Source organism: Peribacillus sp. NPDC056705, assembly GCF_043656335.1.
Genome location: NZ_JBHTYI010000002.1, coordinates 180,195 through 192,450 on the forward strand (window position 1 = coordinate 180,195; position 12,256 = coordinate 192,450).

Here is a 12,256-nt window from a genome sequence, read left to right on the forward strand (position 1 = left end):
ATATTATGTTTAAAACGATGAAGATAGCCTTACTGTCTCTAGTAGCTTTAGGTTTGGTATTTGTATTGGTGGGCCGTAACAGCGGCAAAGCGGATGAGGAAAAGGTGGTCATTTATACGAATGGTGATGAAGAAGCCACTTCAGCAATGGAGACTTCCCTGAAAGATGCCGGATACGAAGGGAAATATGTCCTTCAATCATTAGGCACATCTGAATTAGGAGGGAAACTGCTGGCAGAAGGCGCTGAAATCGAGGCTGATGTCGTGACGATGAGTTCCTATTTCATCGATAGTGCACAAGAACAGCACTCCATGTTTAAGGACCTGTCATTCAGTACAAAGGCATTGGAACAACACCCATCCTATTATACGCCAATTTTAGCAAATACCGGTTCCGTTTTTGTGAATACGGAAGTTCTCAAACAAAAAGGCCTGCCGATGCCGACCACGATTAAGGACTTAACAAAGCCGGAATATAAAGGGCTCGTTTCAATTCCTAACATCCTGGACTCTTCAACTGGGTGGCTGTTAGTTCAAGCAATTATCAGTCAATACGGTGACGCAGAAGGGAAAAAGGTTCTCCATGACCTAATAGCAAATAGCGGTCCGCATCTTGAAAGCTCAGGTTCAGGTCCAATCAATAAAGTGCAAGCAGGGGAAGTTGCTGCCGGTTTTGGTTTACGCTACCAGGCTGTGATGGCTAAAGAGTCGGGCTTACCGATCATGTTTGTCGATCCGATTGAGGGGAATTTCTCCTACACGGAATCCGTAGCTGTCGTGAATAAAAATAATGAAGCTAAAACCAACTTAGCGATGAAAATGGCAGAAACGATCAGTAAAGATGCAAGAGATGAACTGTTGAAACATTACCCGGTCGCACTTTATGAAGGTGAAAAGGTGACGGAAAAGAACAAACCGGCCCATCCTAAGAAATTCAAGCAGCCACTAACGGTCGAATTATTAAAACAGCATCAAGAGTTCTTTAAATCAGCACAATGATAAATACAGTGAGGAGTGAAGGAAAATGAATACATATAAACTTTTAACGCCTGGACCGCTGACCACTACTAGTACGGTGAAACAGGAAATGCTTATTGACCGCTGTACATGGGAAAATGATTATAAAGAAATCACGCAAAAAATCAGAGCCCAGCTTCTTGAATTGGCATATGCTGCAAACGGGGAATATTCGGCTGTACTTATGCAGGGAAGCGGATCGTTTGTTGTGGAATCTGTGCTGACGACTGCGCTTTCAAAATCCGATAAAGTGCTGATTATAACGAATGGCGCATATGGAAAAAGGATTGTGAAAATGGCCGAGTGCATCGGACTGAATCATGTGGAATATGGCGTTGAGTACAATGAATTTCCAAAGGAGACTGAAATCCGGAACATTTTACTGGATGATAGTGATATCACACATATTGCAATGGTTCATTGTGAAACGACGACAGGGATTTTAAATCCGATAGAAATGGTTTCGAAGATATCAAAGGAACAAGGGAAAACCTTGATCATTGATGCGATGAGCAGCTTTGGCGGAGTGGACATGAATGTACCTGAACTCGGAATTGATTATTTGATCAGCAGTGCAAATAAATGCATTCAAGGAATCCCTGGTTTTGGTTTCGTCATTGCGAAGCTTGATAAATTGTTGGCATGTGAAGGCAATGCCCGCAGTTTGTCCCTGGATTTATATGATCAGTGGAAAGAGATGGACAAGGATGGGAAATGGCGATTCACATCTCCGACACATGTAGTGGCCGCGTTTGCTAAAGCGTTGGAAGAATTAACGGAAGAAGGCGGCATTCCAGCCAGATTCGCCCGCTATAAAAATAATAATGATAGGCTGAGGGAGCTGATGGGTAAATTGGGCATTCATGCGTATATCTCACCTGATAAACAATCGCCCATCATTACAACCTTCCTTTTTCCTGATGAAACCTTTGATTTTGGGGACTTCTACAATTTCATCAAAGAGAGGGGTTACGTAATATACCCCGGAAAGCTGACTGACATAGATACATTCCGAATCGGCAATATTGGTGAAATCCATGAAGAAGATATCGAGGAACTTGGCAGGATCGTAGAAAAATATATGAAAGTGGTGACAGTATGAATAAGGTAGAGGGAATCATTTTGGATTGGGCTGGAACAGCTGTGGATTTTGGATGTTTTGCACCAGTGAATGTTTTTGTGGATATATTTAAGAATGCTGGACTGGACGTGACGATGGAAGAAGCCAGAGCGCCGATGGGCATGCTGAAAATCGACCATATTCGTGCGATGCTGAACATGCCAAGGATATCTTCGTTATGGGAAGAACAATACGGAAGGCCATTCAATGAGGAAGACGTTAAAAAACTATATGCTGAATTCGAACCGGCACTGATGATGTCATTGGCAGATTATACAGATCCCATTCCAGGGGTTATCGAGACAGTGGAAGCGTTAAGAAATCGTGGCCTGAAGATTGGGTCGACAACGGGTTATACGGATACAATGATGGAGGTCGTCGTACCAAATGCTTTGAAGAAAGGGTATCGGCCGGATTTCCATGTCACCCCGGATGCAACCCACTCGATTGGAAGGCCTTTTCCATACATGATATATCGGAATATGGAAGAATTGAAGTTAACCGCATCATGGAAGGTAGTGAAGGTAGGAGATACCGTTTCCGATATGCAAGAGGGAGTCAATGCTGGGGTATGGTCGGTCGGAATCATTGTCGGAAGCTCCGAGATGGGATTGAGTTTGAATGAGTATACTAGTTTACCAGAACGAGATAAACAAAACCTCATCTCTAAAACGGCAAACACCTTTATGCAAAACGGAGCAGACTTCACCATCAAAACGATCGAGGAACTGCCTGAACTCATAGATCGGATCAACCTTCTTATAACAGAAGGGAAAAGGCCACGTTCAAGCTAACAGTCAGTGCCAGAAAAGTGCAGCATCTTTCATCCTAGAGTAGGAAAGATGCTGCACTTTTTCACTTTTGGACTGAGTGTTATCTTGATTCTTTTTATTTCATTTACAAGGTGAGGAAAGACTTACGACATCAATCTTTTCGTTAGATAACCATTCGATAGATTAATCCAATAATGATCTGTAGGTCTTATACCGACAATAGTTGTGTCTAAATCGTTTTTCATCTTTTTTATAAACATCGTAACTTTATTTTAAATCTACACCATTTCTTCGATTTTTAATTCTGGCGGCTGTTTTTTAAGTCCATTTGTCAGTACGAGTAAATAAATGATGCCTATTATTAACCAACTTACTCCAAGTACTTTTGAGTGAGCATCAAGATTCACAAGCAGTAAAATATCAAGAGCAGCTCCTATAATAGGAACAAATAAATATAAGACGGTTCCTTTTACCGAACGTTCTCTATTTCTAATATAATAATGGGCAATTACGGAAATATTAACACAAGTGTACGCAAGAAACGCCCCGAAATTAATAAATGATGCTACAAGATCTAAACTTAAAAATAAAGCAAGCAAAGAGACAAAACTAATGATCAGTATATTATTTACGGGTGTTCTATATCTCGGATGCAGGGTGCCAAAGAACTTTTCAGGAAACTGTCCGTCTCGCCCCATCGTATAGAGGACTCGTGATGCACTTGCCTGGGACGACATGGCACTACCCAATACAGCTAATGCGTAAAGCGCAAGATATATGGAGTACATCGCCTTTCCACCAACAAGTTTAATAATTTCGTAGGCAGCCGAATCAGGATTATTGAATGTGTTATACTCTGGCCATACAAGATACGAGAAATATGAAACACTTGTAAAGATTAAACCACCACCAAGAGTAATTAAAATAACAGCTCGGGGAATTGTTTTCTTAGGGTTCACTGTTTCTTCCGCAAACGCTGTAACTGATTCAAACCCAAGGAAACAAAAGCATAATAATGCTGCCCCAGCTATTGTATAAGAAAAGGGTTCTTTCGAATTATAGAATGGCTCAAGAGATAAAAGAGTTGCCGTGTTTTCTCCCATAAAAATTTCCTTAATAGAAAAACCTATAAAGATAAGGATAAAAAGAAAAGCAAAAATCGTTATGAATGCGTTTACATTTGTGGCAATCTTCAATCCTTTAATATTAATAAAAGTGACTAGAATCAGCATACCTGCAATCCAGATGTAACTTGGAATTGTAGGAAAGGCAGCTGAGAAAAAGATGCCAAATACTAAATAATTCACCATTGGCATAAATAAATAATCCATTAAGATCACCCATCCGACAAGAAATCCAACAGAGGGATTGAGCGATTTTTGCGTATAAACATAGGCAGAACCGGAAGATGGAAACGCAATTGCCATTTTCCCATAACTGTAAGCAGTAAACATCATTACCACTAGAGCAACTATCATTGCCCCTGGAACAGTGCCGTGGGAAATATTGGCCGCAATACCATACGTAGTAAAAGCTGTAGTTAACCCCATAAATGAAAAACCAAATAATACAACTGGAATGAGTGTCAGTGTTCTATCCGTTTTCCTTAAATTTGACATGTAAAATAATCTCCTCTTTTACCTGACTTAACCTTTTGTAAGAAATAGGGTCAATATTACTTCCAAGGCTTCTTTTATACGTGGGTTTCTAGAAATCATAAAAAAGTCAGAAAAGATGCTAGGGTGCCTACTTTGAATGATCCATGAATTTGTTGTCTTATTTCCCCATTCCTCGTAAGGAATTCCTTCTGCAGAATAACAAAGATAATTCCTGCAAAAATCTTCTCGCTGGCATCTTTACTGACTCCTGGAATTTCTTTAGTAGCGACTTGTTCAATAACGTGTATACTGATTTCTAATCAATAGAAATAAAAAGTAGAATATGAGATAACTCTAAGGAGGCTTTTTTATTTTGACAATAGTAACTCTGTTTTTATATCTGTATAAGGCATGTTATGATTGATCCCAACTTCGTGATGAACAATTTCACCGTTCAAAGTGCTGATACAATTTCTTACTATTACATCATTTTCTACAACCTCTTTCAAACCATTATTCGCAATGTTCATAATATATGGACCGGTTGTCATCAACATCATGTTTGTCGAGGTTTGTGGACATAGAGCCGGCATATTCGGGACACAGTAATGTAGGACTTCTTGTTCGTAGTAAACTGGATCCTCTAAAGTCGTATAACGTGAGGTTTCAATTATACCCGTTCCTGCAATATCAATAATAATGGAATTAGGTTTCATCTTACTGACCATCTCTCGTGTAATGAGAGGCGCGGTTACCCCTGGCATCGGATAAATTGTATTAATTAAAACATCACTTTGAATAAGTTCTTCGAACATCATATCTTTATCCCAACACAAAATGTCCACCTGTGGCAACTGATTGTTCAAATAATCAATGCGTTTCATTGATGCTTCCATGATTGTTACGTTCAATCCAAGACCCACAGCAACTTGCGCAGTATTGAGTCCAGCATTGCCACCACCAAGTATGAGTACATTGCTCGACGGTAAACCGGCCAGTTTCCGGAGAAGTATTCCTTTTCCACCATAACCATATTGAGCATATTTGACTGCTTCAAGCATTGCTAATGTTCCTGCAATTTCACTCATTGGTTTAATCGTAGGTCTTGTCCCATCAGGTAAAACGATTAATTCCATTGATAATGAAATTGCTTTTTTATCTAGTAATGCCCGTGTCATTTCATGATTTACATCTTCCGCCAAATGAAACCATGCCATTATCATTTGGTCTTCTTTTAGAAGGCCGTATTCATAGGGTTGAAGTTCCTTCACTTTAACAACAAATTCTGCCTTCTCATAAATTTCGTCAATCGTGTTTACTATTTTTGCTCCAGCCAAAACATATTTCTCGTCACAAAAACCACTAGCTTCCCCTGCCATGCTCTGTATTAGTACTTCATGACCGTAAGCTGTTAATTTTTTTACCCATGTTGGATTTAATCCCACTCTGGTCTCTGCAGTTTTTAATTCTTTAGGAACTCCTACTATCATTGTTCATTCTCCTTTTTAATCGTATTTAATTTATTGAACATTCTAAAATCTTACAGGGTAATGACAACCCTTTCATTAGACACGAGGTTAAATTTATATTAGTTTTTTTTTAACCAAGCACTTTTGGTCATTTTGATCTTTTATGAATAAGCATTGGCGAAAAAGCGGTAATTTTTCCAGTGTTTATCTAATGTTTTGGTCGTTTTAAGTTTTAGTAATCCATCGTTCATGCCCACATATAACTAATGAAAAATGGCGTAAATGGATACCATCATGAAAGATTTGCAGGTTGATTAAGGTATTTCATCAAAGCACGTAACAGAACGCATTACTTGGGGGTAAACAGGGATGGGGATCCATATTTTGTGGGTTTAGACTTTCTAGTATAGTTATAATAAAATGATACAATTAACAATTATTAAATGAGGAGGTACATATGCTTACAGTACAAGATGTTCTTAAGCGCTCACTCTTTTCAAAGACGGAGGTAGTTGCAGGGGCAAACGGGTTGCACCGTCAAGTCAAATGGACACATGTCCTTGAAATTCCGTTTTTTGATGATACCATCTTTCAGGGAGGGGAACTGATACTCTCCACCGGATTTGGGTTTGAATGGAGAGACTCCTCTAATACATCATTTTTGTTAAATCTTATCGAACGCAACGCTTCATGTTTATGTATAGAACTTGGACACTACTTCGAAAAGGTCCCTAATGAAATGATTGAGATGGCAAATGAGTATAACTTTCCGATTATTATTTTCAAAGAATTCATAAATTTCGTCGAAATAGCACAGGATCTACATTCGTATATCATTAATGCTCATCATGAGAAGTTGGTTACATTAGATTCGATTTCAAGAAAGTTCCATTCATTGTCACTCACTACTCATGGGTTATCAAATATTTTAAAGTTGTTGCAACAGAAGACAGAAGCACCAATTATCTATCTTCCAATAGAAGGAACACCTTTTTCGATTCCAGGATTGAAAAATGAATTCATGGAACAGCTACTTCAAACCATTTATGAAGATAAAGAACACTGGCAAGACCGAATTACAAATGATTCGCCCGTTGAATGGAAGGCATTAAACCATACCATTCTTCTCCAACCGATCGGAGCAATGGATCAAATCTGGGCGCACCTTGTTATGGTTTTAGATCGTGAATCGGATGAATTTGATTTCCTAATCCTTGATCGTGCTTCTCTAGCAATCTCGCAAGACTTATTGCGCAAACATTATTTGGATGAAAAACGATTACGTTTAGAATCTACATGGCTAAATGATCTACTTTATAGACGCATCAATAATGAGGAACAAGCAAGGGGATTTATTTCGTTAAAGTCTAAGCGCGCTTCTATACATTATCGAATTGCAATCGTTGATATCGAAGATGTTCTTCATCCGTCTTCATTAATTTTATCGGATGAAGAAAATGAATCTGCTATTTATCATTATTCTTTAAAAATTCGATCTGGGTTCGCAAAATATTCTTTTACACCCTATATCACATCAGTAAGAAATCAGATTATTGTATTAGCTATTGATCTTGGAACTGTCGATTCCTCTAAGGCACGCTTCTTGAAAGTGATCAATGCCTTGCTATATGTTAAAGAAGGTGAATCTAGCCAAATCCGTATAGGCGTTGGGCGACAATACCAGTTACTTTTGGATGCTCATACTGGTTATCGAGAAGCGCAGTTAGCTTTAAATTATCGTACGTTTTCAACAAGTGCCTTTTACGAAGACCTTGGCATCTTTCGGTTGATACAATTAATTCAGCATGATCAAGATACAGCCCATTTTATTGAAGACTATCTCTCTCCTTTAATATCCTATGATAAGGAATATGGAACGGAATTGCTTATGACTTTAGCAAAATACTTTGAGCTTGATCGCTCAAAGAAGCTTACTGCTCAAAAATTACATGTTGTAAGACAAACACTCTATCATCGGCTGGAAAAAATAAAAAAGATTCTTGATCTTGACTTTGATATGCCGGAGAATAGATTAAACGTTGAAATGGCTTTGAAAGCATATCAACTCATACAGCCAGTGGGAGTACCTACGAAGTAGTTATCAGCCGCCAACCACGGGGCGCATAGGTAACAGTGTGTTCCGCAATATCTCTCCGTCTACTTTCATAGAGGAATGAGACGAATAGAAAAAACTCTATATACACCATTTTTAACCTAATTTTACATTCTGGTGGTAATGTTCCATTTATCATTCATACCTTCTAAATGAATGGTAAGTTTTAGTGATTGAAAATAAAAAACTCTGTTGATTTTTAAAATGAACAGAGTTTTTTAATAAATCCATATTGTAAAAAGTGAAAAAAGAGTGTACCATTAAATGAGAATGATAATCAATAACAATTGGTTACCGGGGAGTGGACGTAAATGGAACAGCAAGATTTATTTGATGTAACGGTTATTGGGGGAGGGCCAGCAGGCCTTTACTCCACTTTTTATAGCGGACTTAGAGAAATGAAAGTTAAACTGATTGAATACCAGCCAAGGCTAGGCGGGAAAATTCATGTCTATCCGGAGAAACTGATTTGGGATGTTGGAGGGCTGACACCCACAACTGGGGAAAAATTGATTGAGCAGCTGGTGGAGCAAGGTTTAACATTCAATCCATCAGTCGTCTTGAATGAAAAAGTGGAATCCATCACACGCAATGAAGAAGGTATCTTCGTTTTACATACGGCTTCAGGTCAAAGGCACTTTTCCAAGACGATCATTGTCGCGGTTGGCGGCGGAATCCTGAATCCGCAAAAGTTGGAAATAGACGGGGCAGAAAGGTTTGAAGTCTCCAATTTAAACTATACTGTTAAGTCTTTCAATCGATTCAAGGATAAGACGGTGATCATTTCAGGCGGCGGGAATTCTGCTATAGACTGGGCAAACGAATTGGAGCCCATCGCCAAAAAGGTGTATTTGACATATAGGAAAGATAGTTTAGCGGGTCATGAATCACAAGCAAGGCAATTGATGGAAAGCTCTGCTGTTTGTTTCTTGAATACGACGATTACAAAACTGATCGCCTGCGCTGATCATGAATCAATTGAACATGTTGAACTGACGAATCACGGAACGGGAGAGGTTTCTTACTTGCCGATCGATGAGGTCATCATCAATCATGGTTATGAGCGTGATACATCGCTGCTTCGAAATAGTAAAGTGGATATAGCCATAGCCGACAATTATTATATTGAAGGTACTTCTGCAAGTGAATCCTCGATGGACGGAATATACGCTGCCGGTGATATTCTAAAGCATGAAGGGAAATTGAACCTGATTGCAGGTACTTTTCAAGATGCTGCAAATGCCGTAAACAAAGCAAAGCAATATATCCAGCCTGACGCTCACGGAGTGGGGATGGTTTCTTCCCATAATGAAATCTTTAAAAAGCGCAACAGGGAATTAATCAAGGAAATGATGAAACCCGCTGGGGTACTTTAAAGAGAAAATAAAAGCTCCAGGGCCTCATGGGCCCTGGAGCTTTTCAGCACCTATAGAGATTCTTTAATGACCTTCTTGTAATGGAAGACGGATAGGATCCCGAAGATCGAATACAATGCCGTGTATAATGCCATAACGATGATCATCGGTGTCCAAACTTCGGTCCCGAATAAGAACCATCCTGATTGGACTGCGAAATAACTATGAAGCAGCCCGACGACTAAAGGAATGCCGAAATTGAAAACTTGTTTTGCTTGGATTCCTCTTAACAAGTCACCTCGCGTGAATCCCAGTTTCCTTAAGATGGTGTAATTGGATTTTTCACCTTCACTTTCATCCATTTGCTTGAAATAGAGGATGCAACCGGATGTGATAAGGAAGGTTAATCCCAAGAAGGCGACAATGAACATGATAAGACCCATATTCTTCTTCTGGGTGTTGAACATTTCAAATTGGGAATCATTCACATGTTCTTCTTTAAAACTCATTTTATTGAATAGATCATTCGCTTTTTCAAGTTCAGCTTCATCCTTCACATCAATGCCGATATTCACCGATGAAACCTTTTGGATTTTCGGGTCGACATCCTTTTTCAAACGGTCGAATATCGTTTGGTCTACAATGGCGACGGGCATTCCGCCACTCGTGAAGTAATAGGACAAGAAGGTATCATCTTTCAATCCCATATATGTTTGCGGAATCACTTCGTGTTTGCCCTTCAATTCAATCTTTCCGGAATCCTTCAAGGACATGACCTTCTCCATCATATTACTGTATCCGCTGAAAAGGGTCTCATCTTCGGCGAGGTTGATTCCGTTAACGGATTCATCACTGATGACGGGAAGGGTCATGATGTCCGGATCGAAGTTCACTCCTTCCAGGCTGGTTTCCATTATTTCCTTTACATTGACATCGACTTGAATGACATCGATCACCTTTTCGTCATAACCAATTTTACTGTCTGATAGTGCTTTTTTGAATGCATCTGCATCTTCCGTATCCGTCATCGAAAAATCGGTGGGGATAGAGCTTTGTGCCATTTTCTCCGCTGAGTAGTAGGAGATATAGCTTAATGATAATAACCCGATCGCCAGAGCGGAAACGGTCGTGATGATCGTCAATAATATCGCATTCGATTTCATCCGGAACATGATGGATGAAAGGGACAATACTTCATTGATGTTCAAATAGCCATTTTTCTTTTTACGGACGATGTTAAAGATGAAGCTTACGGATCCTTTATAGAATAGGTAGGTACCGATGATGACGGTTGCCAAAATGAAGACCATGGCCATAAAAAGCTCGGTCATCTCTGTAAAAGCTCCATCGAATAATTTGGATGAGACGACATAGCCGGCAATGATCAGGATGATTCCGAATACCCCGATGATCATTTCAAACATCGAAACCTTTTTCACTTTTCCTTCCGTCATTGAAGTCACTCTAAATAATGAAAGTATGGTCTGCCTTTTAATGAAGGCATAATTCATCAACATGATGAAAAGATAGATGGCGCTAAAAACGAGAATGGTTTGAATAAGCGGCTGAAAAGAAAATGTAAGGGTCGCGATCGCCTGGACACCCATTATTTTAAATAGGATCATGATGATCAATTTTGATGCGGCAAACCCAACAAAGATTCCCAGGAATACGGAACAGAAATACAAGATCAGGTTTTCCAGACTCAGGATACGGAATATCCTGTTCTTGGTCATGCCTATCAATTGAAATAAGCCAATTTCTTTACTGCGTCTTTTTATGAAAATGCTATTGGCATATAAAAGGAATATGGAAACAATTGCAACAAGCAGGATCGATGCAGCCTTGATGGAGGCGGCCCCTTTCACCGTACCCTCCGCTTTATCCAGCGCTGGGTCATATTGCAAGGTGACAAAGGCAAAGTACAGGGAAGCGCTGAAGACCAGGGCAAACACATATAGATAATAGTTCTTCAGATTCTTCTTCAGATTTCGAAAGATGAGTTGATTAATGCTCATTTTGAACCCCTCCCAATACACCTTGTGTTTTCATGATGTCCTTGAAGAAGGTTTGTCTCGATTGTTCACCCTTATTCAATTGTGTATATATTTGTCCATCTTTAATGAAAATGACTCGGCTGCAATAACTGGCCGCCACTGGATCATGAGTTACCATGATGATGGTCGCTTTGCGCTTTTGATTCATTTCACTCAGTTTGTTCAGTAAATCGGAAGCTGATTTGGAGTCAAGCGCCCCAGTCGGTTCATCTGCAAAAATGATGCTTGGATCATGGATGAAGGCCCGTGCTGCAGACGTACGCTGTTTTTGACCGCCGGAAATTTCATTTGGGTATTTATCTTTCACTTCATATATGCCCAGTTCCTTCGCCACGGCATCAAACTTTTGTGCCGCTTCATTAGGGGGTGTTTTTGTAATGGATAAGGGCAGAAGGATATTTTCTTTAACGGTCAGTGTGTCCAATAAGTTATATTCCTGGAAGATGAAGCCTAGATGGTTCTTCCGAAATTCGGCCAGCTGCTTTTCTTTCATCCCTGAAATCACTTTTCCATCGATTGTAATGGTGCCGTTGCTGATTTTATCGATCGAGGAAAGGACATTAAGCAAAGTCGTTTTTCCTGAACCGGATGCACCCATGATACTTACGAATTCACCTTCTTGTATGCTTATATCAAGGCCCTTTAATACTTCTTGTTTATTGAATTTATTACCATAGCTTTTATGGATTTTTTTAGCTTCTAATATATTCATTTGGATACACTCCTTTTTTTCTATATCCTCATTATAAAAGGCC

9 protein-coding genes are annotated in these 12,256 nt (G+C 39.5%); 5 read left to right on the forward strand and 4 right to left on the reverse strand.

From position 1 onward, the window contains the following. Positions 1-5 precede the first annotated feature (5 nt). From ACFRAK_RS03300 to phnX, 3 genes are read left to right on the forward strand one after another with little or no spacing between them, the layout of a single operon-like run. Positions 6-998, forward strand: coding sequence for an extracellular solute-binding protein (locus ACFRAK_RS03300; RefSeq protein ID WP_394571293.1), 993 nt, complete (start codon positions 6-8; stop codon positions 996-998). A 25-nt stretch (positions 999-1,023) separates the two neighbouring features. Further along, positions 1,024-2,118, forward strand: coding sequence for a 2-aminoethylphosphonate--pyruvate transaminase (gene phnW, locus ACFRAK_RS03305; RefSeq protein WP_394571294.1), 1,095 nt, complete (start codon positions 1,024-1,026; stop codon positions 2,116-2,118). Further along, on the forward strand, positions 2,115-2,930 hold the full coding sequence (phnX, locus tag ACFRAK_RS03310) for a phosphonoacetaldehyde hydrolase (RefSeq protein ID WP_387602172.1): 816 nt from the start codon (positions 2,115-2,117) through the stop codon (positions 2,928-2,930). The genes phnW and phnX overlap by 4 nt, the downstream gene beginning before the upstream one ends. 257 nt (positions 2,931-3,187) lie before the next feature. Here phnX and ACFRAK_RS03315 read toward each other — a convergent pair whose 3' ends face one another. Together ACFRAK_RS03315 and ACFRAK_RS03320 are read right to left on the reverse strand one after the other, a co-directional pair. Then, positions 3,188-4,528: an APC family permease gene (locus ACFRAK_RS03315; protein ID WP_387602175.1), complete on the reverse strand. Its 1,341-nt coding sequence runs from the start codon at positions 4,526-4,528 to the stop codon at positions 3,188-3,190. A 347-nt stretch (positions 4,529-4,875) separates the two neighbouring features. Then, positions 4,876-5,997: an alanine dehydrogenase gene (locus tag ACFRAK_RS03320; RefSeq protein ID WP_394571295.1), complete on the reverse strand. Its 1,122-nt coding sequence runs from the start codon at positions 5,995-5,997 to the stop codon at positions 4,876-4,878. Positions 5,998-6,433: 436 nt separating this feature from the next. Between ACFRAK_RS03320 and ACFRAK_RS03325 the strand changes: the two genes are divergently transcribed. Both ACFRAK_RS03325 and ACFRAK_RS03330 read left to right on the forward strand, forming a co-directional pair. Beyond that, a complete protein-coding gene (locus tag ACFRAK_RS03325) occupies positions 6,434-8,074 on the forward strand; it encodes a PucR family transcriptional regulator (RefSeq protein ID WP_387706067.1) in 1,641 nt (546 codons plus the stop codon). 326 nt (positions 8,075-8,400) lie between these two features. Then, positions 8,401-9,465, forward strand: coding sequence for an NAD(P)/FAD-dependent oxidoreductase (locus tag ACFRAK_RS03330; protein ID WP_394571296.1), 1,065 nt, complete (start codon positions 8,401-8,403; stop codon positions 9,463-9,465). A 50-nt stretch (positions 9,466-9,515) separates the two neighbouring features. Here the strand turns inward: ACFRAK_RS03330 and ACFRAK_RS03335 are convergent, their stop codons facing one another. Next, positions 9,516-11,462, reverse strand: coding sequence for an FtsX-like permease family protein (locus tag ACFRAK_RS03335; RefSeq protein ID WP_387602185.1), 1,947 nt, complete (start codon positions 11,460-11,462; stop codon positions 9,516-9,518). Next, entirely contained in the window at positions 11,452-12,213 is a 762-nt protein-coding gene (locus tag ACFRAK_RS03340) for an ABC transporter ATP-binding protein (RefSeq protein WP_260285496.1), read from the reverse strand. The genes ACFRAK_RS03335 and ACFRAK_RS03340 overlap by 11 nt, the downstream gene beginning before the upstream one ends. Positions 12,214-12,256 lie beyond the last annotated feature (43 nt).